Source organism: Streptomyces sp. NBC_01198 (assembly GCF_036010485.1).
GTDB lineage: Bacteria > Actinomycetota > Actinomycetes > Streptomycetales > Streptomycetaceae > Actinacidiphila.
The window spans coordinates 490,114-512,196 of the sequence record NZ_CP108568.1; the positions used below are offsets into that span (position 1 = coordinate 490,114).

General features: G+C 74.8%; 24 protein-coding genes. 16 read left to right on the forward strand and 8 right to left on the reverse strand.

What is annotated here, in order from left to right; translation table 11 throughout:
* Window positions 1–15: 15 nt before the first annotated feature.
* The 3 genes from OG702_RS02145 to msrA all read right to left on the reverse strand — a co-directional run bounded on the left by OG702_RS02145 (window position 16) and on the right by msrA (window position 2,297).
* Window positions 16–807, reverse strand: coding sequence for a hypothetical protein (locus OG702_RS02145; protein ID WP_327287139.1), 792 nt, complete (start codon window positions 805–807; stop codon window positions 16–18).
* Window positions 804–1,715: a hypothetical protein gene (locus tag OG702_RS02150; RefSeq protein ID WP_327287140.1), complete on the reverse strand. Its 912-nt coding sequence runs from the start codon at window positions 1,713–1,715 to the stop codon at window positions 804–806. The genes OG702_RS02145 and OG702_RS02150 overlap by 4 nt, the downstream gene beginning before the upstream one ends.
* 69 nt (window positions 1,716–1,784) lie before the next feature.
* Window positions 1,785–2,297: a peptide-methionine (S)-S-oxide reductase MsrA gene (msrA, locus tag OG702_RS02155; RefSeq protein ID WP_327293057.1), complete on the reverse strand. Its 513-nt coding sequence runs from the start codon at window positions 2,295–2,297 to the stop codon at window positions 1,785–1,787.
* A 413-nt stretch (window positions 2,298–2,710) separates the two neighbouring features.
* On the opposite strand from msrA, the gene OG702_RS02160 reads away from it, so the two are divergent.
* Entirely contained in the window at window positions 2,711–4,345 is a 1,635-nt protein-coding gene (locus OG702_RS02160; protein WP_327287141.1) for an ABC-F family ATP-binding cassette domain-containing protein, read from the forward strand.
* 58 nt (window positions 4,346–4,403) lie between these two features.
* Window positions 4,404–4,961, forward strand: a complete 558-nt coding sequence (locus tag OG702_RS02165; RefSeq protein WP_327287142.1) for a CGNR zinc finger domain-containing protein — start codon at window positions 4,404–4,406, stop codon at window positions 4,959–4,961.
* Window positions 4,962–5,156: 195 nt separating this feature from the next.
* Here the strand turns inward: OG702_RS02165 and OG702_RS02170 are convergent, their stop codons facing one another.
* Complete coding sequence (locus OG702_RS02170) at window positions 5,157–5,576, reverse strand: ATP-binding protein (protein WP_327287143.1); 420 nt, start codon at window positions 5,574–5,576, stop codon at window positions 5,157–5,159.
* A 49-nt stretch (window positions 5,577–5,625) separates the two neighbouring features.
* Entirely contained in the window at window positions 5,626–7,119 is a 1,494-nt protein-coding gene (locus tag OG702_RS02175) for a metallophosphoesterase family protein (protein WP_327287144.1), read from the reverse strand.
* Between the two features lie 185 nt (window positions 7,120–7,304).
* Here OG702_RS02175 and OG702_RS02180 point away from each other — a divergent pair, with 185 nt between their 5' ends.
* Window positions 7,305–8,081 carry a class I SAM-dependent methyltransferase gene (locus OG702_RS02180; protein WP_327287145.1) on the forward strand — a complete coding sequence of 259 codons (777 nt, stop codon included), beginning with the start codon at window positions 7,305–7,307 and terminating at the stop codon, window positions 8,079–8,081.
* Between the two features lie 3 nt (window positions 8,082–8,084).
* Here the strand turns inward: OG702_RS02180 and OG702_RS02185 are convergent, their stop codons facing one another.
* Window positions 8,085–9,203 carry a carboxylate-amine ligase gene (locus tag OG702_RS02185; RefSeq protein WP_327287146.1) on the reverse strand — a complete coding sequence of 373 codons (1,119 nt, stop codon included), beginning with the start codon at window positions 9,201–9,203 and terminating at the stop codon, window positions 8,085–8,087.
* Window positions 9,204–9,336: 133 nt separating this feature from the next.
* Here OG702_RS02185 and OG702_RS02190 point away from each other — a divergent pair, with 133 nt between their 5' ends.
* The 8 genes from OG702_RS02190 to OG702_RS02225 all read left to right on the forward strand — a co-directional run bounded on the left by OG702_RS02190 (window position 9,337) and on the right by OG702_RS02225 (window position 15,021).
* Complete coding sequence (locus OG702_RS02190; RefSeq protein WP_327287147.1) at window positions 9,337–10,431, forward strand: cation diffusion facilitator family transporter; 1,095 nt, start codon at window positions 9,337–9,339, stop codon at window positions 10,429–10,431.
* A 210-nt stretch (window positions 10,432–10,641) separates the two neighbouring features.
* Window positions 10,642–11,109, forward strand: coding sequence for a Na+/H+ antiporter subunit E (locus OG702_RS02195; RefSeq protein ID WP_327287148.1), 468 nt, complete (start codon window positions 10,642–10,644; stop codon window positions 11,107–11,109).
* Complete coding sequence (locus OG702_RS02200; protein WP_327287149.1) at window positions 11,106–11,405, forward strand: monovalent cation/H+ antiporter complex subunit F; 300 nt, start codon at window positions 11,106–11,108, stop codon at window positions 11,403–11,405. Before OG702_RS02195 ends, OG702_RS02200 begins: the two co-directional genes overlap by 4 nt.
* Before the next feature lies 1 nt (window position 11,406).
* Complete coding sequence (locus tag OG702_RS02205; RefSeq protein ID WP_327287150.1) at window positions 11,407–11,730, forward strand: cation:proton antiporter; 324 nt, start codon at window positions 11,407–11,409, stop codon at window positions 11,728–11,730.
* Complete coding sequence (locus OG702_RS02210; RefSeq protein WP_327287151.1) at window positions 11,727–12,032, forward strand: Na(+)/H(+) antiporter subunit B; 306 nt, start codon at window positions 11,727–11,729, stop codon at window positions 12,030–12,032. Before OG702_RS02205 ends, OG702_RS02210 begins: the two co-directional genes overlap by 4 nt.
* Window positions 12,029–12,796: an MnhB domain-containing protein gene (locus OG702_RS02215; RefSeq protein WP_327287152.1), complete on the forward strand. Its 768-nt coding sequence runs from the start codon at window positions 12,029–12,031 to the stop codon at window positions 12,794–12,796. The genes OG702_RS02210 and OG702_RS02215 overlap by 4 nt, the downstream gene beginning before the upstream one ends.
* The gene (locus OG702_RS02220; protein WP_327287153.1) at window positions 12,793–13,137 is read left to right on the forward strand and encodes a sodium:proton antiporter; all 345 of its coding nucleotides are present in this window, start codon (window positions 12,793–12,795) and stop codon (window positions 13,135–13,137) included. Before OG702_RS02215 ends, OG702_RS02220 begins: the two co-directional genes overlap by 4 nt.
* 9 nt (window positions 13,138–13,146) lie before the next feature.
* Window positions 13,147–15,021: a complex I subunit 5 family protein gene (locus OG702_RS02225; protein WP_327287154.1), complete on the forward strand. Its 1,875-nt coding sequence runs from the start codon at window positions 13,147–13,149 to the stop codon at window positions 15,019–15,021.
* 27 nt (window positions 15,022–15,048) lie between these two features.
* Here OG702_RS02225 and OG702_RS02230 read toward each other — a convergent pair whose 3' ends face one another.
* Window positions 15,049–15,522 (reverse strand): STAS domain-containing protein, encoded by a 474-nt coding sequence (locus tag OG702_RS02230; protein ID WP_327287155.1) that lies wholly within the window; start codon window positions 15,520–15,522, stop codon window positions 15,049–15,051.
* 128 nt (window positions 15,523–15,650) lie between these two features.
* On the opposite strand from OG702_RS02230, the gene OG702_RS02235 reads away from it, so the two are divergent.
* Window positions 15,651–15,968: a helix-turn-helix transcriptional regulator gene (locus OG702_RS02235; protein ID WP_327287156.1), complete on the forward strand. Its 318-nt coding sequence runs from the start codon at window positions 15,651–15,653 to the stop codon at window positions 15,966–15,968.
* A 136-nt stretch (window positions 15,969–16,104) separates the two neighbouring features.
* Window positions 16,105–16,347, forward strand: a complete 243-nt coding sequence (locus OG702_RS02240; RefSeq protein WP_327287157.1) for a DUF6479 family protein — start codon at window positions 16,105–16,107, stop codon at window positions 16,345–16,347.
* A gap of 65 nt (window positions 16,348–16,412) precedes the next feature.
* Here the strand turns inward: OG702_RS02240 and OG702_RS02245 are convergent, their stop codons facing one another.
* Window positions 16,413–17,633 (reverse strand): hypothetical protein, encoded by a 1,221-nt coding sequence (locus OG702_RS02245; RefSeq protein WP_327287158.1) that lies wholly within the window; start codon window positions 17,631–17,633, stop codon window positions 16,413–16,415.
* A gap of 440 nt (window positions 17,634–18,073) precedes the next feature.
* On the opposite strand from OG702_RS02245, the gene OG702_RS02250 reads away from it, so the two are divergent.
* From OG702_RS02250 to OG702_RS02260, 3 genes are read left to right on the forward strand one after another with little or no spacing between them, the layout of a single operon-like run.
* Window positions 18,074–18,238 carry a thiomuracin/GE37468 family thiazolyl RiPP peptide gene (locus OG702_RS02250; protein ID WP_327287159.1) on the forward strand — a complete coding sequence of 55 codons (165 nt, stop codon included), beginning with the start codon at window positions 18,074–18,076 and terminating at the stop codon, window positions 18,236–18,238.
* Window positions 18,239–18,263: 25 nt separating this feature from the next.
* The gene (locus tag OG702_RS02255) at window positions 18,264–20,150 is read left to right on the forward strand and encodes a hypothetical protein (protein ID WP_327287160.1); all 1,887 of its coding nucleotides are present in this window, start codon (window positions 18,264–18,266) and stop codon (window positions 20,148–20,150) included.
* Complete coding sequence (locus OG702_RS02260; RefSeq protein ID WP_327287161.1) at window positions 20,143–22,080, forward strand: TOMM precursor leader peptide-binding protein; 1,938 nt, start codon at window positions 20,143–20,145, stop codon at window positions 22,078–22,080. Before OG702_RS02255 ends, OG702_RS02260 begins: the two co-directional genes overlap by 8 nt.
* Window positions 22,081–22,083: the final 3 nt, after the last annotated feature.

Sequence of the window (22,083 nt, forward strand, 5' to 3'; positions counted from 1 at the left end):
GGCGGGGGACACGGCCTAGTGCAGCAGTTCGGCGAGGCGGTCGCGGACGGCGTCCTTGCCGTCGAGCGGGGTCGGGACCAGCTCGTCCGGCCGGTCGGGGTCGCGGGACAGGACGTGCAGCCGGCCGTCGTGGCGGGCGAGGACCAGGTCGGTGCTCTCGCCGGCGATCTCCGCGGAGCCCTCGGCGGTGTAGTGGGTGACGGTGACCAGTGAGGAGCGCTCGGCCGCGTCGAGCAGCGCGTCGGCGTCCAGCGTGCGCTCGTCGTGGTCGGCCGCACTGCCCTTGGGCAGCCAGTCGGTGACCATGCGCAGGGCCTCGTCCAGCACGTACAGGCCCATCTGGTGGACGCCGAGGGCGTCGATGCGGACCATCAGGCAGATCTGCTCGGGCTGCGGCAGCAGCAGGATCCGCCACGGCTCCCCCGGTCCGGTACCGCTCGTGCGGGCGTCGAGCACCACCCGGGCGCGCTGCTGGAACGCCACCGCGATGCCCAGGTCGCCGCGCACCTGGACCTGCTCGCCGGAGTCGCCGGCCAGCAGCAGTTCCCGCGCCGCCAGCGACCTGACGGCCTCGGTGAGCTCGTCCTCCGAGGGCCGGGCCTCCAGGAAGTCCACGATCGCGTCCACCGCGGTGAGTTCGGCGATGGTGTAGGCGCCGAGCAGTACCGGCCCGGTGTGCACCAGGTTGACCACCGCGGTGACCAGCCCGGACGGGACGGACGCCTCGCCGGGGGCGGTGCCCGGCGCCGTGTGAGCGGGCGGGCCCGCCGTGCCGGGCAGGCTCTCGTCGCGCTGCTCGTGACTCATCGCGGGCCTCCCGTCGGCCGTAGTCGCACCGCGGGTGGCTGCTCGCCGCGGGTGCGGAGGACCGCGGCGGCGCTGCGTGACGGTGTCTGGGTGATCCACACCTCGGAGCTGCCGAACAGGCCGCGCCCGCCCCTGCGGGACAGCGCCTGGCCCAGCTCACCGGCGAGGTCGGGGCGGTCAGGGGGCGGGAAGTGCCCGGCGAGCCTGGTGGAGACGGCGGTGACGTCGTCTGCCTTCTCGATCCTGCGCAGCGCCTTGGTCAGCGACCGCGCGACCGGCGGTGTCAGCGTGGTGGGCACCGCCACGATCGGGGACAGATACATCGGGCGCCGCTCGGTCATCCGCGACAGGCCCCAGGGGCCGACGTTGCTGCCGGTGAAGCGGTAGACGACGTAGTCCATCAGGTGCCGCAGGTCGTCCAGGCTGGGCATCTTCCGGCCGCCGAACGCGGCCGGCGTCTTCTCCAGCTGCACCCAGGTGCCGGTCGCCGTGCGCCCGTGCAGCTTCTCCCGGACGACGTGTCCGCGCATGCCGATGTCGGGGTAGAGCGTCTTGTCGATGTCGCGGTGGTGGCTGGACAGCCGGGGGTGGCTGCCCTTGGCCGCCCGCCACTTCTCGTAGAGCTCCGGGTCGTCCACCAGCACGTGCCCGCCGCACAGCACGTCGTGCAGCTGCGGGACCTGGAGGCCGTGCTGCTCCAGGTCGGCGACGATCGCCGCCTCCTCCGGGCTCAGGCGGTTCACCGCGCCCAGCAGGCCCCGGCGGTACTCACCCGCCCGGGCGGTGATCTCGATGGTCAGCCGGACCCGGGTGCGCACCTGCTCGGCCAGCCGGGCGACGGCGGCGTCCGCGGCGCCCTGCCGCCCGGTGTGCCCCGGGAAGACCAGATTGTGGTGCTTGCGCTCCATCTGGCCAGTACAGCACGACGGTCGGGGTCCCGCAGCGGCGCGGCGGCGCCGCTGCGGGAGGCGGTCCGGTCAGCCCGTGGTACGGGCGGGCAGCCGCCAGCCGGCCCGCGGGAAGTGGCACGTGTACCCGTCCGGGTACCGCTCCAGGTAGTCCTGGTGCTCGGGCTCCGCCTCCCAGAACGGGCCCTCGGGCTCGACCTCGGTGACCACCTTGCCGGGCCACAGGCCCGAGGCGTCCACGTCGGCGATGGTGTCCTCGGCGATCCGCTTCTGCTCGTCGTCCACGTAGTAGATCGCCGAGCGGTAGCTCAGACCGATGTCGTTGCCCTGCCGGTTCTTGGTGCTCGGGTCGTGGATCTGGAAGAACGTCTCCAGGATGGTGCGGAAGTCGGTCTTCTCGGGATCGAAGGTGATCTCGATGGCCTCCGCGTGGGTGCCATGGTTGCGGTACGTGGCGTTCGGTACGTCGCCGCCCGTGTAGCCGACCCGGGTCCCGGTCACACCCGGCAGCCGTCGGAGCAGGTCCTGCATCCCCCAGAAGCAGCCGCCCGCCAGTACCGCCTTCTGCATCTGCGTGGCCATCTCGTTCCTCTCCGCGCTCATCACGTCATGGACAGCCGCCGTCGTGGGCGGCCCGGCTGTGACGCCCGCCGGCCCACAGGCTTCAGTGGTGTCAACGCCTCCGAGGCCCGCACGATTCCATGTCCGGCCCGGCCGCGGCGGCGGTTCCGCCGCCACTTTCCGCGAGGTCGGGAGGAATGACCCGGCGGCGGGGCGGGGCCCGCTGTTAAGCTGAAGCTGACGTTGATCGTTTGTCGAGGAGTGCGGACATGCTGGTAGACGACGACATCTCCGGGTGACACCCGGATCCGACCGGCCACGCCGGCGCTCAGGAGCGCCGCCGCACTGGCTGCGTCGTCGTCCCCGCTTCCCTCCCTGTCCGCCGCCCGGGGCACAGGTGCGTCCTGCTGCCCCGCACCCCCGAGGTCACCCCCATGTCCGACGCGTCCGTCATCTGCTCGAACCTGTCCTTCGCCTGGCCCGACGGCACCCCCGTCTTCCAGGACCTGTCCTTCACCGTCGGCCCCGGCCGTACCGGCCTGGTCGCCCCGAACGGCGCCGGCAAGACCACCCTGCTCCGGCTGATCGCCGGCGACCTGCGGCCCGGCGCCGGATCCGTGTCGGTGGCCGGCACCCTCGGCCACCTCCCGCAGAGCCTCCCGCTGACCGGCGACCTCTCGGTGGCCGACGTGCTCGGCGTCGCCGCGGTGATCCACGCCCTGGACGCCGTCGAGTCCGGCGACGTCGCCGAGGAGCACTTCACCGCCATCGGCGACGACTGGGACATCGAGGAGCGCACCCGCGCCCAGCTGGACCGCCTCGGCCTGACCGGCCTCGGCCTGGACCGGCGGCTGGGCACGCTCAGCGGCGGCCAGGTCGTCTCGCTGGGCCTGGCCGCCCAGCTGCTGAAGCGGCCCGACGTGCTGCTGCTCGACGAACCCACCAACAACCTGGACCGCGAGGCCCGCCTCAAGCTCTACGAGGCGGTGCAGGACTTCACCGGCTGCCTGCTGCTGGTCAGCCACGACCGGGAACTGCTCGACCGCATGGAGCGCATCGCCGAGCTGGACGCCGGCGACGTGCGGCTGTACGGCGGCAGCTTCAGCGACTACGAGACGGCCGTGCGGGCCGAGCAGGAGGCCGCCGAGAAGAACGTCCGCAACGCCGAACAGGAGCTGAAGCGGGAGAAGCGCGAGATGCAGCAGGCAAGGGAGCGCGCCGAGCGCCGGGCCGGCAACGCCGCCAGGAACCTCAGGAGCGCGGGCCTGCCCCGCATCTTCGCCGGGACCATGAAACGCGGCGCGCAGGAGTCCGCGGGCCGCGCGGGCCAGGTGCACGCCGGCCGGGTCGACGAGGCCAGGGCCCGGCTCGACGAGGCGGGCCGTTCGCTGCGCGACGAGCAGCTCATCGCCCTGGACCTGCCGGACACCCGGGTGCCCGCCGGGCGCACCCTCTTCCTCGGCGAGCAGCTGCGGATCGCGCTCGGCGATCGGCAGGTGTTCGCCGGAGCGGGGGTCGACCTGGCCATCCGAGGTCCTGAGCGCATCGCGCTGACCGGCCCCAACGGCGCGGGGAAGAGCACGCTGCTGCGCCTGGTCCACGGCGACCTGGCCCCGGGGAGCGGCGAGGCCGGACGGGCCGACGGGCGCATCGCGTATCTGTCGCAGCGGCTCGACCTGCTCGACCCGGACCGCACGGTCGCCGAGAACTTCGCCGCCGCCGCCCCGGAGCGGCCGGAGGCGGAGCGGATGAACCTGCTCGCCCGCTTCCTCTTCCGCGGCGCGCGGGCGCATCTCCCCGTGCGGTTGCTGTCCGGCGGGGAGCGGCTGCGCGCGACCCTCGCGTGCGTCCTGTGCGCGGAGCCGGCCCCGCACCTGCTGCTGCTCGACGAGCCGACCAACAACCTGGACCTGCTCGGCACCGCCCAGCTGGAGAGCGCGCTGAACTCCTACCAGGGGGCCTTCGTGGTGGTCAGCCACGACGACCGCTTCCTGCGTGGGATCGGGGTGGACCGCTGGCTGCGGCTGGCCGGCGGCGAGCTGGCGGAGATCGGGGCCCCGCCGGTGTGACCCGCTCCGGCAGCCGGGGATTCTTGCCGGCCTGTCGGTCACCTGCCAGAGTGGTGACATGAACCTTGAGCATGTCTTCGTCTGCGGGGATCCGGCGCTCGACTTCGCGGCGACCCTGCGTGCCCGGCGGTCGGCGCGCTTCGAGATGTTCGTGACGCCGGACCGGCTCGACGCCTGGTATCTGGAGTCCGGGGTGGTCGACGCCATCACCCCGGGCGGCCCGGGCGACGTGGCGCAGGCGACGGCGGTACGCGAGGCGGTGTACCGGCTCGTCACCGCGCGCCGCCTCGGGCAGGAGTACGACCCGGAGGCGCTGGCCCTGGTCAACGACGCCGCCCGCACCCCCTCCGCGGTGCCGCAGCTGACCGCCGAGGGGCGCTGGACGCAGGCGACGCCGGCCGAGGCGCTGTCGGCGGTCGCCCGGCGTGCCGTCGAGCTGCTGAGCGGTGCGGACGTGCCGCTGCTCAAGGAGTGCGGCAACCCCGAGTGCACCCGGGTCTACATCGACAGGTCCCGTGGCACGCGCCGGCAGTGGTGCGGCATGGAGTCCTGCGGCAACCGCATCAAGGCGGCCGCCTACCGCGCCCGCAGGAAGAGCACGGTGACTGCCGGCTGACCTGCCCCGGCAGGGCGGTGGCGTGAGTACGATGCGGCGACGCCATTCCCAGGGCCATGTCTGACACATGGCGTCGTCCGCCCGGTAGGGCGGGGGCCGCGGTGCCTGGTGCGTGCGATCGCAACGCGGAGGGTGGGGGCACCTCCCGGGCCGCCCGTGCCCGGATCGGGCAGCGCCGGGCCGCCGGCGCCTCCCTCAGCCGTCGCCGTCCTTGGGCAGCCGGAAGCACGCCGTGACCGTCTTGCCGTCCGGGCACGGGCGGGCCTGCCAGGTGTCGGCGAGGGCGTCGACCAGGAACATCCCCCGCCCGCCCAGCGCGTCGGCGGACGGCAGGTTCGGGCTGGGCAGCGCGGGCGACGAGTCGTGCACGCTGACGTGCAGGCAGGTGCCGTCCCAGGTGAGCACCAGCTGGGCCGAACTGTGCGCGTGGCGGTGCGCGTTGGTGACCAGTTCGGAGACCGTGAGCAGGACGGCGTCGACCGTCTCCGGCTCGCTGGCGGACCAGCCGAGGGTTTCCAGATGCCGCCTGGTCCACTCGCGGGCCGTTCTGATCTCGCTGCTCAGGGGCAGCGAACGGGCCCATCCTGTGGCCCGCATCGAGGAGTCGTACGCCATGGTCACCTCCGTCGGGGGTTCGACGTACACCTGCCCCGGAAACTCCCCTTCACAGCCTGATCGTGAAGTCGTCCTCCACCGGCGGGTCCTCCTCCTGCGCCCGCAGCCCGGTCGCGGCGAAGCACCGCACCCGTATCGCGTCGGCGCCGACGTCCAGCCGCAGGAAGCTCTTGAAGAACGGCGGGCTGTAGGTCGCACCCCCCGGCGACAGCACCCGGGTCAGCACCCGCCGCACCGGCAGCCGGAACCGGCGCACGCCGCTCGTCGCGCGCGGCGCCACGCCGAGGGCCGAGGCGACGAAGCGGGTCCGCAGCGTCACCCGGGCCGGGCCCGCCGCGGTGCGTACCGGGGTGCCCTCCAGCCGCTCGGCGATCACCGCGGCCGCCTCGTCGGGGGTCAGCGCGAACAGCCGCCGCATGCGCAGCCGGTCGCCGTAGAAGCGGCTGTAGAAGGCCAGCGAGTCGCCGCGCATCGGGTAGCAGCGGAACTCCTCCTCGACCACGCCGCCCACCGCGACCCGCGGGATGGTGTGGGTGGCGTGCATGAAGGCGCCGCCGCCGCCGGAGACGACGTATTCGATCCGCCGGCCGTCCACGTCCACCGGATAGTGCTGGTAGTTGTGGATGTCGCCGCCTATCGCGGCGACGAAGTGGTGCTCGGGGTCGCGGACGATCTCGTCGACGGTGCCGCCGCCCTCGATCGTGCACGGGTGGTGCTCGCCGTCCACGTAGAGGGGAGAGCCCGTCACCAGGATCTTCGGGCGGGGCCCCGCGGCCACCCGGCGCAGCCACTCGCCCTGCTCGCGGTCGATGTCACCGAGCAGCCCGGTGTCGATGCCGATGATCCGTACCGGCCCGGTGTCCAGTGCCCAGTACGGCCCGGGCTGCGCGGCCGCCTGCTCCGGTGCGCCGCGCATCTCCCGTGCCCGGTCGAGCCGTTCGTCGTCCGGGGTGGTCGAGGGGCGCCACAGCAGGCCGCGCCACCAGGCCGCCGACAGCGGCCGCGGCCGGGGCCCCGGCGGCAGTGCGGGCGCCCGGCAGAAGACCCGCATGAAGCCGGTCAGGCCGTCGTACCAGTCGTGGTTGCCCGGTATCGCGTAGATCGGCGCCGGGTAGTCGCGGTACGGGCGGAAGAACTTGCGGCCGTACTCGTTGGCGCTGCCGACCGGGTAGAGGACGTCGCTGCACACCACCGCGAAGCGGGTGCCGGCGCCCGCCTTGAGCAAGCCGGGCACCACCGCGTACTGCGGGTCGTCGCCCTCGCCGGTGTCGCCGAGCAGCAGGAAGGAGAACTCCGCCGGGTCGTCCCTGGTGATGACCAGGTCGCCACCGGCCGCCTGCGCCCGCACCCACCGCTGCCGGTCGGCGCCGGTCGGGTCGCCGAACAGCGAGGCCAGCGGGCCGTTGCGGGCCTTCCACAGCGTGCTGGGGTTCAGCCACGACAGGTTGTTCACCTTGGGCGGCATCAACTCCCGGTACGTGCCGGGTTCGTGGCCTTCCCAGCCGGCACCGGCCAGCGAGTCGCGCGAGGAGGAGGCAGACATGGGCGGACTGTAGCAACGCCGCCCGGGCGGCCCGGCACTCGCTCCCCCGTGGCCCGATCGGCGCCGGCCGGGCGGCGCGTGCCCGGCCCGGCGGCCGAGGCCCACCGACTCGGGCCCGGGACGGCAACGTTCGGCGCCTGTTGAATCTCTGGCCGCCGCACCTTCCGCCTGGTGGGCTGGCCCTCATGAACTCCGCCTCCGACGGCACGCCTGCCGTCTACGACCGCATCGGCACCGGCTACCGCGACATCCGGCGGCCCGATCCGCGGCTGCACGCGCTGATCACCCGGGCCCTGGACGGTGCCCGCAGCGTCGTCAACGTCGGCGCGGGCGCCGGCTCCTACGAGCCGGTGGGCGCCGCGGTGACCGCGGTCGATCCTTCGCGGGTCATGCTGGACCAGCACCCGGGGGCGGCGAAGGTGAAGGCGTCAGCCGACGCGCTTCCGTTCCCCGACGGCTCCTTCGACGCGGCCATGGCGGTCATGACCGTCCATCACTGGCCGGACCTGCGCCGCGGTCTCGGCGAGTTGCGCCGGGTGGCCCGCCGGCAGGTCGTCTTCACCTGGGACCCGGTCTTCCGGCCGGAGCTGTGGCTGATCGAGGAGTACCTGCCGGAGATCCGGGAGATGGAGCACGCCCGCTTCACCCCGCTGGACGTCGTCGCCGAGGCCCTCGGCGCGCACACCGTGCTGCCCTTCCCGATCCCGCACGACTTCACGGACGGCTTCCAGATCGCCTACTGGCGGCGCCCCGAGGCCTATCTCGACCCGGCTGTGCGGCTGGCCAGCTCCACCTTCGCCCAGCTGCCGCCCGCCGTGGTGGAGGCGGCGGCCGAGCGGCTGCGCGGCGATCTGGCGTCGGGTGCCTGGCACCGGCGGCACGCCGACCTGCTCGGCCGGTCCGCCGTGGACTACGGATACCGGCTGCTCGTCGCGGGCCCCGCCCCGACCGCCGGTGCCTGAGTCCTAGACGGTTCCCGGGGCGGGGGCGATCAGGTCCAGGAGGGCGGGCATGCCGCCGCCGCGCACCGCCCGGCGCTGGCGGGCCGCGCCGGTGCCGCCGTCGAGCAGCTCCGTCAGGCCGCCGGCGACCCGCTCCGCGTCCCCGTACTCCTCCAGCGCGGGCGTCACGTACTCCAGCAGCGCGCCGACCACGTCGGCGGCCTTGGCGGGCCTGCCGCGCACCGGGTCGACCAGGTCGGCGTCGACGCCGTGCCTGGCCGCGTGCCAGCCGGCCGCGTGCAGCACGCTCCCCGGCGGGTCCAGGGCGGGCGTCCCGGCGGCGGCCTCCCGCAACCCGGTCGCCACCACGGCCCGCCCGAGGCCCGCGAGGGTGACGGCGCTGGCGACGTCGAGCTGCACGTCGGTCGCGCGGATCTCCAGCGTCGGATAGCGCTCGGAGAGCCGGGCGTGCCAGTAGACCTGCCGCCTGCCGCGGATCACACCGGTGTCCACCAGCGCGTCCACCCGCTGCTCGTACGTCGCCGCGTCGGCGGTGTACGGCGGCGAGCCGCTGACCGGCCAGCGGCCGAAGACCACCGTGCGCCAGCTGGCGAACCCGGTGTCGCGGCCGTCCCAGAAGGGCGAGTTCGCGCCGAGCGCTACCAGCACCGGCAGCCACGGCCGGACCCGGCCGAGCGCGGCGGCACCGGCGTGCCGGTCGGGCACCGCGACATGGATGTGCATACCGTTGATGAGGTGTTCGTCGACCAGCCGGGCGGCGTCGGTGCGCATGTCCTGATAGCGCGGCTCCTCGGTCACCGGCGTCGCGTCGCGGGACCACAGCGGCGCGCCGCCGGTCGCGGCCAGCCGGCACCCGGTGTGCAGGGCCGCGCCGCCGACCGCCTGCCGCAGCCGCCGCAGCTGCGCCTCGACCTCGGCGAGGCCGGAGCAGATCGGGGTGGCCACCTCCACCTGGGCCTGCAGCAGTTCGTTGTCCACCTCGCCCGCGCCGAGGACCGGCTCCAGGTCGGCGGCGGCCTGCACCTCGGCGGCACGCGCGGCGGGCAGTCCGGTCCGCGCGTCCAGGAGCAGGAACTCCTCCTCGACGCCGAGGGTGATCCCGCCCGCCGCCCGACCGTCCATGGCTGACTCCTACCCCGTCCGCACCGCTCAATCGGCCCGCCGTCGCGTACGGGGCGGCCGGAGGGGTAGCCGACCTCCGACAACCGGCGGCGCCAGCCGCCTTCCGCCGGCCCGGAGGTCGCACGACACCGCCATGACTCCCGACACAGGCACAGACACCGAAAAGGCCGCGGACAGCGGCACCGACACGGGCAAGCCCCCGGGCTCCGGGCAGGCGGAGGACGACGACACGACCCGGGGAACGGTGCTGGTCGCGCTGCTGGCGAACGTGGCGATCGCGATCGCCAAGGCCGTCGTCGGCGTCATCACCGCCTCCCCCGCCCTGCTCGCCGAGGCCGCGCACTCGGTCGCCGACACCCTCAACGAGGTCTTCCTGCTGGCCTCGGTCCGCTTCAGCCGCCGCAAGCCCGACGCGCAGCATCCCTTCGGCTACGGCAAGGAGCGCTTCTTCTGGGCGCTCCTCGCGGCCGTCGGCATCTTCGTGACCGGCGGGTGCTTCTCCTTCTACCAGGGGCTGCACAGCTGGCTGTCGCCGGAGTCGGAGGGATCGGGGCACTTCCTGATCACCTACGTCGTCCTGGCGGTGGCCCTCGTCGCCGAGGGCACCTCGCTGCTGCGGGCGGTCGTCCAGCTGCGCGGCCGGGCCCGCACCCACGGGCGCACCCTGCTGCAGGAGGTCTCCAGGAGCGAGGACCCGACGGTGCGGACGGTGTTCGCGGAGGACGCCACCGCCGTGCTCGGCGTCCTGCTGGCCGCGGGCGGCGTGCTGGGCCACCAGCTCACGGGTTCGTCGCGCTGGGAGGCGGCGGCCGCGCTGGCCATCGCGCTGCTGCTGGTGCTCGTCGCGTACGGCCTCGGCCGCTCGGCCCGCGACCTGCTGGTGGGACAGGCCGTGGACCCCCGGCTGCAGCAGGAGGCCTACGAGCTGCTCGCCGAGCAGGAGGAGATCGACACCGTGGCCGTGCTGCAGACCATGCGCCTCGGGGTGGACTCGGCGCTGCTCGCGGCCCGGGTCGACCTGCGCGAGGGCATCGACAGCGAGGACGTCGAGGAGGTCAGCGAGCGGATCAAGCGCGAGCTGCGCACCCGGTGCCCGGCCTTCGGTGAGGTGTTCCTCGACATCGTCGACGCCGACCACCACGAGCGGGTGCGCGCCCGCGAGCGCAAGGAGGAGGTCGACCGGGCAGTCGAGGAGCAGGTCGCCAAGGACCGGTCACCCCGGCGCTGACCCCGCCGCTACGGCCCGCCGGGGTTACCGGCGGGCCGCCGCGGTTTCCGGCCGGCGGGGCGGGACGGATGCCGCACACGGCAGAGGAGTGGCCCGCTCAGGCGTGTCCCCCGCTTCGGCCCCGCACGGACCGGCCGCCCGGTATACCGGGGCAGTCGGACATGCGCGACGACGGGCGGCAGCCCGCACGGTTCGAGGAGGCGAGCGCGGATGACGTCCCGGGTCCTGGTCACCGCGGCCACCGTGGTCGGGTGGTCGGGGCTGCTCCTCGTCCTCTACATCGTGCTGATCTCCGACGTCACTACGCTGGAGGCCGTGGTGGGCGGCGCTCTCGCCGTCCTCGGCGGGATCGCCGCGGAGGCGGTGCGCCGGGCCGAGCATCCACGAGTGCACGGTGGCCGCCGGATCGCCGCCGCCGTCGCCGCGCTGCCCGTCTCGCTGCTCACGGAGACCGCGCAGCTCGCGGCGGCCGTCGCGCGCGGCGGGCGCACGCCCGGGGAGGGCGAGGTCGTCATCCGGCTGCCCGCGGACACCGACCCGGCGCTGGCCGCGATGCTGCTGTCCGCCACGCCCGGCGCGTGCGTGCTGGACACCGTGGGGGCGGACGTGACCGTCCACGTGCTCGACGACGCGCCCTCGGCCGTCGAGCGGGCGCTCGGCGGACGGAGGTCGCGGTGAACGCCTGGCTGCTGGCCGCCTGCGTGCTGCTGCCCGCCGGTCTCGCGCCCTGCGTGTGGCGGGCCTGCGTCGGCGAGCCGGCCCGGCGGCTGCCGGCGATGGCGCTGGCCGGGGTGATGGCGGTGGCCTTCTTCCTGCTGGCGGCGCGCGGCCTGCACCGCACCTCGTACGTGGACGTCGCCCTGGTGACGGCGGTGCTCTCGCCCACCGGGACGCTGGTCTTCGCACGCTGCCTGGCGGGGGGCGCGGGCAGGCCCGCCGACCCCACGCGGGATGGGCCGGGAGGGCGGGACTGAGATGACCTGGACCCACGGTCTGGCCCTGGCGCTGCTCTGCTGCGGCTGCGCCGCCCTGCTGCTGGCCGCGGCGGCGCTGGCGGTGCTGCGCTCGCCCTACGCCCGGCTGCACGCGCTCGCCCCGGCGACCAGCCTGGGCGTGCCGCTGATCTGCCTGGCCCTCGCGGTCGACGCGGGCGCCGGCCGGCTGGCGGCGAAGCTGCTGGTCATCGGCGCCCTGACGGCCGTCTCCGGCCCGGTCACCACGATCGTCGTGGGCCGCACGATGGTGCACGAGGACGAGGCCGTCGACAGCGGCGTGCGGGACGAGGGGCCGCCGGCGTGAACCCTTCGCCCGGAGCGGTCGACTTCCTGGTGGCCGCCGGCCTCGTCCTGGTGAGCGCGGTCGCCACCGCTGCCGCGCTCACCCGTGACCCGGTACGCCAGTCCGTGCTGCTCTCGGTGCTCGGAGTGTGCCTGGCGCTGCTCTTCCTCGCCCTCCAGGCGCCCGACGTGGCGCTGTCGCAGCTCGCGGTGGGCAGCGCGGTGACACCGCTGCTGATCCTGCTCACCGTCCGCAAGATCCACCGCGGCCCGCGCGGCCGGACGCCGCCGGAGAACGGGCAGGACCCGGAGCGCGAGCGGTGAGCCGGCGGGCCCGCAGCACGGTCTTCCTGCTGGCCGCGGCGGTCCTCGCGATCGCCTTCGCGCTGGCCTGCACCGACCTGCCGCGCTTCGGCACCGCGCACCACCCCTACGGCACCAGGGCGGTCGCCGCGGCCGTCCGGCAGCACACCGCCAACGTGATCTCCTCGATCAACTTCGACCAGCGCGCGCTGGACACCCTCGGCGAGGAGTCGATCCTGTTCGGGTCGGTGCTCGGCTCGGTCGTCCTGCTGCGCCGCGCGCGGGACGAGGACCGGGCCGACCCCGAGCCCGGCCGGGTGCAGCCCTCGACGATGCTGCTCGGCGCGTGCCTGCTGCCGGTCACGGTGCTGGTCGGCGGCTACGTCGTGGCGCACGGCCAGCTCAGCCCGGGCGGCGGGTTCCAGGGCGGGGTGGTGCTCGCCACCGGGCTGCACCTGGCCTACGTGGCGGCCGACTACCGGGTGCTGCGCCGGGTGCGGCCGCTGGCCGTCTTCGCCGCGCTGGACGCGGTGGGCGCCGTGGCCTTCACCGCGCTGGGGCTCGCCGGGCTGTTCGTCGGGGCCGCCTATCTGCAGAACGTGCTGCCGCTCGGCACGTTCAACCAGCTCTCGTCGGCCGGGCTGGTGCCGTTGCTGAACGCCGCGGTGGGCGTGGAGGTCGGCTCCGGCGTGATCGTGCTGGTCGCGCAGTTCCTCGACCAGGCCGTGGAGATCGAGTCAACCGGGACGCAGCGCGTCCCGGCTCCGGGAGAGGACGACCGATGACCGTACTGCCCTTCCTCGCGGCCGGCTGGATCCTCCTGGTCGGCGTCTACGGCATGGTGACCAGCCGCAACCTGGTGCACGCGGTCGGCTGCCTGGCCGTGGCGCAGTCCTCGACGTACGTCCTGCTGCTGGGCATCGGGTACCGGCACGGCGGGACCGCACCGGTGTTCTCCGACATCCCGGTCGGCACCCCCGTGGTCGACCCGGTCGTCCAGGCGCTGGTCCTCACCGACATCGTGGTCGGGGCGACCGTGACGGCGCTGCTGCTCAGCCTGGTCATCCAGATCCGCAAGCGCACCGGGACGGTGGATCCCGAGGCGCTCAGCGAGCTGAAGGGCTGAGGGGCGCACGTGGCGTATCCCGGCTGGCAGCCGGCCGACCTGCTGCCGCTCGCCGTCGCGATCCCGCTGTTCGGCGCGGCCTTCCTGGTGCTGGCCGGGCGGGTGCTGCCGCGTACCGCCCTGGACGCGGTGGCGACCGCCTTCGCGGCCGGCACCGTCGCCGAACTCGCCCTGCTGTGGGACCGGGCGGGGGACGCGGACGGCGGCCGGGTGGTGTCCTGGGCCGGCGGCTGGACCCCGCTGCACGGCCGCGGGATCGGCATCGTGCTGGTCGGCGACCGGCTCGGCGTGGGGCTCGCACTGCTCGTCGCGGCCCTGGTGGCCGCCGTACTCGTCTACTCCTGGCGGTACTTCGACGAACCGCCCGCACGGCACCGCGGCGTCTTCCCCGCGCTGCTGCTGCTCTTCGAGGCCGGCATGTGCGGATTCGCGCTGACCGGCGACCTGTTCAACGCGTTCGTCTTCTTCGAGCTGATGGGCGTGGTGGCCTACGCGCTGACCGGCTTCCGCATCGAGGACCCGCGCTCCCTGCACGGCGCGCTGACCTTCGGCGTGGTCAACTCCCTTGCCGCGTACGCTTCGCTGCTCGGCATCGGCCTGCTCTACGCGCGCACCGGCGAGCTGGGCATGGCGCAGATCGGCGGCGCGCTGGCCGGCCACCGCACCGACGCGCTCACCGTCACCGCGTTCGTCCTGGTGATGGCGGGCCTGCTGGTGAAGTCCGCGACCGTGCCCTTCCACTTCTGGCTGCCCGACGCGCACGCGGTGGCACCCACGCCGGTCTGCATGCTGATGTCGGGGGTGATGGTCGAACTCGGGGTGTACGGCATCGCCCGGGTGTACCTGACGGTCTTCGCCGGTCCCGGCGGCATCCCTGCCCCGGCCTACACCCACACGCTGGCCGCGCTCGGCGTACTGACCGCACTGGTCGGCGCCACCATGTGCTGGAAGCAGCGGCACCTCAAGCGCCTGCTGGCCTTCTCGACCATCGGCCACACCGGCCTGTGGCTGCTCGGCCTGAGCCTGCTCGACCCGGCGGCGACCGCGGGCACCGCCCTCTACGTCGCCGGGCACGCGGGGGTGAAGGCGGCGCTGTTCGGCCTGACCGGCGTCCTGCTCGACCGGCACGGCTCGGTCGACGAACTCGGCCTGCACGGCACGGAACGCGGCTCGCCGTGGACCGGCGCGCTCTACGTGGCCTGCGGGCTGGCGCTGGCGGGGCTGCCGCCGTTCGGCGTCGGGCTGGGCAAGGCGGTGGCCGAGCACGCGGCGGGCGAGCACGCCGCCTGGCTGCCCGCGGTCTACGTCGTGGTGTCGGCGCTGACCGGCGGCGCCGTGCTGCGCGCCGGGCTGCGCGTCTTCTTCGGGGCGGGGCCCGCTCCGGACTGCGGCCACTCCGACGTGGAGACCGGCGGGGAGGGCGAGGAGTCGGAGGTCCGCGGCCCCCGGCGGGCGGTGCCGGGCGCGATGACCGCGGTGCCGGCGGCGCTGCTGTGCGGGGCGTTCGTGGTCGGGGTGTGGCCGGCCGTCGGGCGCGCTGTGGCATCGGCGGCGGTGGCCTTCCAGGACCGGGCCGGCTACCTCGCCCAGGTAGAAGGCCTGCCGGTGCCCGGGCAGGCCGCGCGGCCGCCGGACGCGGCCTGGACCGGGGCGGGGGCCGGGCTGGGCGTGCTGTCGGTGGCGCTCGCCGTGGCCTTCGCCGCCACCGCCCTGCGCCTGGCCGCCTTCCGGCTGCCGAGCCCGCTGGCGGCCGTGGCCCGCGGCGTCGACCGCCGGCTGATCGTGCCACTGCGCCGGCTGCACTCGGGCCACCTCGGCGACTACGTGGCCTGGCTGACCGTCGGCCTGGCCGGCCTGCTGATCGCCCTGGGGGCGCAGGTCTAGAACGTGCGCCGGCGCCCCGGGCGGCCGTCAGGCGGGGCGGGCGCGGTGCAGCGGCAGGACGCTCGGCACGGCGCGGTCCTCGGGGGCGGCGGCCAGCGGGAAGGCGAGCCAGGTCTGCGTGAGGTCCAGCACGCGGGCCACCGCGGCGGAGATCGCGGTCACCGTCAGCTCGCCGCCGCCGGGGCCGGCCTGCGCGCAGACCCGCAGCAGCGCGTTCAGCCCGGCGCAGTCGAAGAATCCGACGCTGCCCAGATCGACGTGAAGGCCGCGGGGAGCCGCCAGCAGGGCACCGGACAGCACCCGCTCCAGCAGGTCCGCGGAGTCGAAGTCGATCTCGCCGTGCACGGACGCCCGGGTCAGGCCGTCGGCGTCGGACAGCCGCAGGACCAGGCCGGACCGCAGATGCCGGACCACGCGCACGTCCCGCGAGGCCCTCGCCTGCGCGACGGTCACCGCGTCCGGCGGCGACAGCGGGATCGGGCGGCGCCCTGTACCTGCCACGGCTGAGACCTCCTCGAGTTCCGAACTGGGCGGCTCCAGCGTGCGGTCCGCCGCGATCCCTGTCAAGAGATACGCGAAATCTGTTTCGTGTTTTGCATGTCCTGAATTCTGCGTCGTACGATACCGCCATGGATGACGTCGCCAGCCAGAGGACCGGATGGACCTTCCTCACCAACCACGCCCGCGTCCTGGCGGCCATCGCGCGCAATCCCGACATCCGCGTGCGCGACATCGCCGAGCGCTGCCTGCTCACCGAGCGTGCGGTACAGAAGATCATCTCCGACCTGGAGTCGGACGGATATCTCACCCACACGCGCAACGGGCGCACCAACACCTACGAGATCCCCGGCGGCACCTCGCTGCGCCACCCGGCGGACGCCGGCCCGACCGTGGCCGCCCTCCTCGCCCTGCTCTCGCTGGACCCCGGGCAGCGCCCCTCCTCCTGACGGGCCGTCATGGAGGGGTAACCCGATGACGCGGGGGTACGCGCCCGGCACGGCGGGCCCCGGTACCCGGTGACCGCCGCCCTGTTCACGGAGCCCGCCGGACTCGCGCCGGGGCTCCCCTCACGGAAGGCGCCCCATGGTCGCAGCAGCGCAGAACACCACGGTCCTGGCCGGTTCCTTCGGCGCCGGGTGGGCCGTCGCCGTCGGCGTGGTCCTGGTGGCCCTGATCATCGCCGCCTTCTGGTGGGGTTCCCGCCGCGCCTCGCGCCGGCCCGTACCGCCGCAGGAGCCGCAGCCCGGCTCCGACTCGTGGCACACGCCGGCCGAGAGCGAGACCCACCACTCCCCCGCCTCCTCCTCCCCCGACGAGCGGCCGTAGCCGGCCCGGCACCCCGGCCGCCGCCCGCCCGGGGGCGGCGGCCGGGGTGCGGAGCGGACCCGGGGTCAGTCGAGGGTGCTGCCGGACACGTCCGGCTTTCCGGCGCCGATGAAGAAGACCCCGGGGTAGCCGGCGGTGGCGAAGCCGTGGCTGGGGTTGGTGCGCAGGGTCGACCCGTGCACGGCCAGGGTGCCGGTGTGGTCGTTGCTGACGAAGAAGAAGGCGCCGCCACCCTCCTTGGCGTCGTTGTGCGCGAGGAGCGAGCCCTCGACCCGGACGGTGTAGCGGTTGCCGTCGGTGTAGACCGCGCCGCCGCTGCCGCCGCCGGGGGTGCCGCCGCGGGCGGGGTTGGCCCCGCTGCCGACCGCCGAGTTGTAGGTGATGACGCTGTTGAGCACCACCCAGGAGACCCCGATGCTGCTCAGCGCGCCGCCGTTGGAGCAGGACCCGCCCAGTCCCGGCCCGCCGCCGAAGGTGCTGCCGGTGATGTAGACCGGCAGGCCGTGGTACTGGTCGAGGACGCGGATCGCGGCGCCCCCGAGGTCAGGCCCCGTGCGGTCGCAACGGTTGCGTACGAAGCGGTCGTTGACGGCCTTGAAGCGGCCGCCGCGGACCAGGATCGCCCCGCCGCCACCGCCCTCGGCGCTCTGGCCGGTGGAGTTGCCGTCGGCGAAGGCCAGGTTCTGCACGGTGAGTTCGGGTGTGCTCTGGTCCTGGCAGTGCGAGGTGGTCCACCCCTGGGCCTGGTCGCAGGTGTCCATGTAGAGGATGCGCCGGGCGCCGCCGCCGCTGAGGGTGACCAGCCCGCCGCCGTCCAGCACGACGCGCGGCGAGGCGTTGCGGACCTTGGCGGTGGCCTTCATGGTGATCACCACCGGACGCGGCCCGCAGTGGAACGTGATGACTCCCCCCGCGGCGACCGCGGCCACCACGGCGGCCGACGTGCAGCTCGCGGGTGTCCCGCTGCCCACCGTGCGGGTGGGCTTCGAGGTGTCGGCGGCCCGGCCGGCGGCGGGCACCGTCGCGTGCCCGGCCGGATTCCCGGCGGAGGCGGGGGCCGCCGGCCTGGTCGCCTTCTTCGTGGGGGACGGCTTGGCCCGGTGGGTGCTGGCCGCGGTGGCCGAACGCGTCGGCGTGGCGGCGGTGGCCGTGGTCGCCGTCAGGGACGCGGACGTCACGGGCGCCGAAGCGGCCGTGGGGCCGCCGCCGGAGGCCCCGCAACCCGTCAGCAGGGCGCCGGTCAGCAGGCAGGCGAGTACGGGTATCGCCGTGGGGAGGGAACGCATCGCCCGATGCTATGCGCAGGCCTGGTTTTCGGTCAGGTGCGGGTCCGCTCCCGGACACCCCCGGGCGCCCCGACCGGGCCCCGTCGGCTGCTCGCGGGGCCACCGGACCCGGGAGCGCGATCACCCGCAGATGTCCGGAAACCAGTGCCCACTATCGCAATCTGCGCGAAATTCGCACATTATCACGCGCGGATCTGCCACGATTCGAGCACGGAGGGGGAGTCGCCAGCCGCGACGCTTCGTATGCCGGCATCACCGCCACTGGCCGCGTCCGCGAGTGGACCCGACCACGGGGGACGCGGTGAACAGCAGCCACCTGGAACCGACGTGTTGCGATCCGCTCCGCTGGAGTGAGGGGACCTCACTCCCGGCAGCCCGGGGGCACGCGAGCTGTTCACCGTCCGTTTGTGTCCAACTCGTCTTTACCAGGGAGTGGTTCGATGGATGAAGAACTCGCATTCGACCTCGACGGCCTGGCCGCCGACGTCTTCAGCATCACCGGGGAGGACGTCGAGGTGGAGTCGCTCACCGGCGCCCACGCGATGACCGAGACGGCCGCGTCCTGTTCGTGCTGGTCGGGCAACGGAAGCTGCGTGTCCCTGTAACCCCGACCAGGGAAGGAGCCGCGCCGTGGCGGACGGCGTATCCCATGTCATGGCGCGGCTCCGGCCGGACGTCTTCCTGGTACCCGCTCCGGACGGCGCCAGGTTCCTCACCAACCGCGGTGGCGAGTCGCTCGGCGGCCCCACCATCCACCGCTGGCTCAGCGTGCTCGCCCCGTACCTCGACGGCAGCACCCCGCTGTCCGAACTGGTCGGCCGGCTGCCAGCCGGGCAGCGGGAGATGGTGGAGCGGATCGTCGCCGCGCTGATCGACCGCGGGCTGGTCCGTGACGGCGGGGAACCCGCAGGACGGGCCGAGACCGGCTACCTCGACGCCTTCCTGCCCGACGCCGGGCACGCGCTCGCCACCTACCGGCAGGCCCGCGCCCTCGCTGTCGGATCGGGGTCGATCCTCGGTGAACTCCTGCGGCTGCTGGCCCGCTCGGGCATGACCGCCGCCCGACAGCTGCCGACCGGCGCCGGTGCGGCGGAAATCATGACGCTGAAGGACGCGCTCGACCGCGGCGCCGACCTCGTCGTGCACGTCCCCGGCGGTCCTGCCGACCTGCCGGCGGAGGACGTCGACCGCCTGTGCCAGTGCGCCGGTGTGCCGGTGGTGCGCGCGGTCAGGCGCGGCGGCGAGCTGTGGTTCCACGCGGGCACCGGCGGGACGGGGGGCCTGAGCCGGCTCGACCGGTGGTCGCGCGGCCTCGGGCGACCGGCTTCGGGCAGCGACGCGCTGCCGCCCGAGGTGGTGGCGCTGGCCGCCGGGTGGCTCGGGACAGCGGCGTTGCGGCTGCTCACCGGGGTCGCGGAGGCGGCGGAGGCCGACACGATGGACTGCCTGGACATCGCCACGCTCACGTCCACCACCCACCGGTTCCTGCCGGTGCCACTCCCGCCGTGGGAGATGAGACCCGGTTTCATGGCCCAGCGAAGCGGCGCAGCCCGGTCGGTCACCGAGAAGGTGGCCCGGCTGCGGGCCGCACCGGCGCTGACCGTGGACGTGCTCGACGCGACAGGAGCCAGGCTGCTCGACCCGCGGCTGGGTGTGCTCGGGGAGCTGTCCGAGCGCGACTTCGCACAGCTCCCGCTCAATGTCGCCGTCGCCACCGCGGCCGGCGTGCGCGACCCGCTGACGGGCGCAGGCACCACCGTCGAGCAGGCCCGGTGGCGGGCGGTGCTCGCCGCGCTCGCGGCGTACGGGGTGTCGGGCACGGACATCAGCCGGCTGCCGGCCCGCCAGGCCTGGGGTGTCCAGCTCGCCGACGACCGCGCCCGGTCGGTTGACCCGGCGGACGTCTTCACCCTGGCGCAGGACAGCGGGCCCGGCCGGGACCGCTTCGCCACCGCCGGCGGCGAAGCGGTGGGCGCGGCGGCCGCTCTCAGCTGGCAGGAGGCCGTCACGGCCGGGCTGCTCGACCACTGCGCCCGGCTGACCGCTGCCAGGCCGGGGCCCACGGTCCGTGTCGACCTGGACCTGCTCGCGCGCCGGAGCGGCCAGGAAGCCGCGCACTGCCTGCGGATGGTCCGCATCCTCGGGGTGCCGCTCGCCGTCCACGACGTCACCGGCTCCCTGCGCGTGCCGACGCTGGCGTTCCTGACCGGCTCCAGGACCGTCGCCTACGTCAGCGCGCTGCGGCCCGCCGGCGCGCTGGCCGCCGGGCTGCGCGCGATCCTGCTCGACGAGCAGGCCCGCCGCCACCACCAGCCCGCCTACGCGCCGCCGCCGGTACCGCAGCCGGATCCCGGCGAAGCAGCCACGGGCGTGGCGGCGGTGCCGTGCACCGTGCCGCAGGCGGTGGCGGCGCTGCGGGCGCGCGGGCTCGACCCGGTCGCCGTCCCGCTTGACCACGACTCCGAGGTGTCGCGCATCATGCCCTTCGTCGTCCGGGTGGTGCTCGCGCATGCCTGAGGCGGGTGCCACAGCCGGGCCGTGGCGGCTGGCCGGCAGCGGCGTGCTGCACGACGCGGTCGAGCGCCTGCTGCCGCCGGGCGGCGGGCAGGGCGGGGCGGTGGTGGCCGTCAGCGACGGCTGGGATCCGGCGCTGATCACGGCGAGCGCGCGCGCCGCGGCGGCGGACGGCATGCCCTTCCTCGGGGTGCGGGTGGAGTTCGGCCAGGTCCTCGTCGGCCCGACCGTGCTGCCGGGGCGCGCGGGGTGCACCGGCTGCCTGGACGCCAGGCGGGCCGCGGCCGACCCGGCGGGCGCGGCCGACCGGGCCGCGCTGCTCGCGGCGCGCGGCGACCGGCCCGCACCGCCGTCCACCTGGCTGACGGCCTTCGCGGTGCCCGCGGTGGCCGGCGTGGTGGCCGCCGAACTTCGTGCCCTGGCCCAAGGCCGGACTCCGCGTACTGTCGGCGCGGTCCTGGTGGTGGAGTTGGACCGGCTGACGACCGGCGTCCACCCCTTCCTGCCGGACCCGTCGTGCGCCACCTGCGCACCGGCGGGCGACCCGGCCGGCGCCCGGCGGGCCGCCGCGGTCGGGCTCACCGCCCGGCCCAAGCCGGACCCTTCGGTGCTGCGGGCCACCGATCTGGTCTCCCGGGCGGCGGAGTTGGAGCGCGTGTACGTCGACGGCACGGCCGGTCTCGTGCGCGCGGTACGCGAACGGGACGCCTGCGGCCTGCCGGTGGCGTACGCGTACACCGGGCTGCCCGGGGTGGGACGCCCCGAGCCGGGTATCGGGCGCGGCGCGGACCGGCGCTCCGCCCGGGCCGCCGCGCTGCTGGAGGCGGTCGAACGCCGGGCGGGGACCGTGCCGTCGGGGCGGTGGCCGGTCGAGCGGGCGGCGTACGCCGACGTGCGCGGGCACGCCGTCGATCCGCGGACCCTCGGCCTGCCCGGCGGCGCCGGCGAGGCGGCACAGCTCGACCCCCGCGAGGAGAGGGCCTGGGTGTGGGGGTTCTCCTTCGGCCGGGGCGAGCCGGTCCTGGTCCCCGCGGAGCACGCCTACTTCGGCCCGCTGCCCGGCGCCGCCGGCCGGTCGCGCGTCCACGAGACCTCCAACGGCTGCGCGCTGGGCGGCTGTTACGAGGAAGCCGTGCTCCACGGCCTGCTGGAGGTCGCCGAGCGTGACGCGTTCCTGCTCACCTGGTACGCCCGGATGCCGGTGCCGCGCGTCGCGATCGGGTCGGCGAGGTCCAGCCGGGTCCGGCTGCTCGCCGACCGCGTCGACCACGCCCACGGTTACGAGGTGCTGGCCTTCGACACCTCCCTGGAGCACGGCGTCCCCTCGGTCGCGCTGCTCGCCGTCGACCGCTCCACCGACCCGCTGCGCCCCGCCGTGATGTGCGCCGCGGCGGCCCATCCCGACCCGGAGCACGCCTGCTGGTCGGCGCTGACCGAACTCGCCCTGCTGGTGGCGCACCTGCCCGTGCGGTACCCGGCGGAGCGGGCCAGGGCCGCCGCCATGGCGGCCGACAGCGACCTGGTGACCGCGATGACCGACCACGAACTGCTCTACGGCCATCGCGACACCCTGCCCCGCTGGGACTTCCTGCTCGACCGCGGCAGCGCCGGGCAGCGCACCTTCGAGGACTCCTTCACCGGGCGTCCGGCGCCCGCTGCCGACCTGCGCGACGACCTGACCGGGCTGCTTGACCGCTACCGCCGGGCCGGTCTAGACGTGGTCGCGGTGGACCAGACCGGCCCGGAACAGCGCGCGGCCGGCCTGTCCTCGGTCCGGGTGATCGTGCCGGGCACGCTCCCGATGACCTTCGGCCACCGCAACCGCCGGCTCACCGGGCTGCCCCGGCTGCGGACCGTGCCGATGCTGCTCGGGCACCGCGGTGACCCGCTGCCCGAGGACGAGATCAGCCCCTACCCGCACCCGTTCCCGTAGGAG

Excerpts from the sequence above, each read along its gene's own strand:
- OG702_RS02145 (WP_327287139.1), bottom strand. The coding sequence starts at position 807 with ATGAGTCACGAGCAGCGCGACGAGAGCCTGCCCGGCACGGCGGGCCCG.
- OG702_RS02150 (WP_327287140.1), bottom strand. The coding sequence starts at position 1,715 with ATGGAGCGCAAGCACCACAATCTGGTCTTCCCGGGGCACACCGGGCGG.
- msrA (WP_327293057.1), bottom strand. The coding sequence starts at position 2,297 with ATGGCCACGCAGATGCAGAAGGCGGTACTGGCGGGCGGCTGCTTCTGG.
- OG702_RS02160 (WP_327287141.1), top strand. The coding sequence starts at position 2,711 with ATGTCCGACGCGTCCGTCATCTGCTCGAACCTGTCCTTCGCCTGGCCC.
- OG702_RS02165 (WP_327287142.1), top strand. The coding sequence starts at position 4,404 with ATGAACCTTGAGCATGTCTTCGTCTGCGGGGATCCGGCGCTCGACTTC.
- OG702_RS02170 (WP_327287143.1), bottom strand. The coding sequence starts at position 5,576 with ATGGCGTACGACTCCTCGATGCGGGCCACAGGATGGGCCCGTTCGCTG.
- OG702_RS02175 (WP_327287144.1), bottom strand. The coding sequence starts at position 7,119 with ATGTCTGCCTCCTCCTCGCGCGACTCGCTGGCCGGTGCCGGCTGGGAA.
- OG702_RS02180 (WP_327287145.1), top strand. The coding sequence starts at position 7,305 with ATGAACTCCGCCTCCGACGGCACGCCTGCCGTCTACGACCGCATCGGC.
- OG702_RS02185 (WP_327287146.1), bottom strand. The coding sequence starts at position 9,203 with ATGGACGGTCGGGCGGCGGGCGGGATCACCCTCGGCGTCGAGGAGGAG.
- OG702_RS02190 (WP_327287147.1), top strand. The coding sequence starts at position 9,337 with ATGACTCCCGACACAGGCACAGACACCGAAAAGGCCGCGGACAGCGGC.
- OG702_RS02195 (WP_327287148.1), top strand. The coding sequence starts at position 10,642 with ATGACGTCCCGGGTCCTGGTCACCGCGGCCACCGTGGTCGGGTGGTCG.
- OG702_RS02205 (WP_327287150.1), top strand. The coding sequence starts at position 11,407 with ATGACCTGGACCCACGGTCTGGCCCTGGCGCTGCTCTGCTGCGGCTGC.
- OG702_RS02220 (WP_327287153.1), top strand. The coding sequence starts at position 12,793 with ATGACCGTACTGCCCTTCCTCGCGGCCGGCTGGATCCTCCTGGTCGGC.
- OG702_RS02235 (WP_327287156.1), top strand. The coding sequence starts at position 15,651 with ATGGATGACGTCGCCAGCCAGAGGACCGGATGGACCTTCCTCACCAAC.
- OG702_RS02240 (WP_327287157.1), top strand. The coding sequence starts at position 16,105 with ATGGTCGCAGCAGCGCAGAACACCACGGTCCTGGCCGGTTCCTTCGGC.
- OG702_RS02245 (WP_327287158.1), bottom strand. The coding sequence starts at position 17,633 with ATGCGTTCCCTCCCCACGGCGATACCCGTACTCGCCTGCCTGCTGACC.
- OG702_RS02250 (WP_327287159.1), top strand. The coding sequence starts at position 18,074 with ATGGATGAAGAACTCGCATTCGACCTCGACGGCCTGGCCGCCGACGTC.
- OG702_RS02260 (WP_327287161.1), top strand. The coding sequence starts at position 20,143 with ATGCCTGAGGCGGGTGCCACAGCCGGGCCGTGGCGGCTGGCCGGCAGC.